1 pseudogene is annotated in these 879 nt (G+C 80.4%); it reads left to right on the forward strand.

Annotated elements, in window-relative coordinates:
- Positions 1-879 (forward strand): annotated as a pseudogene (locus tag ABD067_RS02035) (4Fe-4S dicluster domain-containing protein); the annotation flags it as partial.

Genomic DNA, 879 nt, shown 5'->3' on the forward strand with positions numbered 1-879 from the left:
CCGCCGGGCCCGCCCGGCCGCCGCGTGGCCTTGTCGCTGATGGCCGCCGGCGCCGCGCTGGCCGCCGCCGGGTGCGACGGCGGCGCGGAGGAGTTCGGCCACCCGCTGTACGCCCGCCCGCGCGGCGTGGCGCCGGAGGACGCAACTTACGCCACCACCCTCGACCTCGACGGGCTGGGCCGCGGCGTTCTGGTCCGCACCCGCGCCGGCCACGCCGTGAAGGTGGAGGGCAACCCGGCCCACCCGGCGAGCCTCGGCGCCACCGACGTCTTCGCCGAGGCGAGCGTGCTGTCCCTGCACGACCCCGCCCGCTCCCGGCGGGTGGTCGAGAACGGCCGCGCGCGGGCGCCGGGGGTATTGGGCGTGGCCTTGGGCGCGATGCGCGAGCACGCCCTGGCCCGCGGCGGCGAAGGCGTGCGCCTGCTGACCGGCCCGGTCTCGTCCCCGACGCTGCTGCGCCTGATCGGCGAGGTGCTGGAGGCCTTCCCGAGCGCCGCCTGGCACGTCCACGACCCGCTCGCCGATCCGGCGGCGCGAGCGGGGGCGATGGCGGCGTTCGGTCGGCCCGTCGCGGCGTTGCCCGACCTGTCGCGCGCGCGCGCCGTACTGTGCATGTCCGCCGACCCGCTGGGCGAAGGGCCGGCGCAGCTCCGCTTGGCGCGCGACTGGGCCGCCGCCCGAGCGGCGGCGCGCGAGGGGGGGCGGGCGCCGCCGCTGCTCCTGGCGGCAGGGGCGACGCCCTGCTTGACCTCGGCGCGGGCCGACCGCCGCTTCCCGCTCCGCCCTGCGGAACTGGACGCCTTCGCGCGTGCCGTCGCCGCGGCGCTCGGCGTGCCGGGCCCGGCCGCCGTCGCGGAGCACCCGGAAGCCGCCGCCGTG

Source organism: Craurococcus roseus, from assembly GCF_039523795.1.
In the GTDB taxonomy this organism is placed as follows: Bacteria; Pseudomonadota; Alphaproteobacteria; order Acetobacterales; family Acetobacteraceae; genus Craurococcus; species Craurococcus roseus.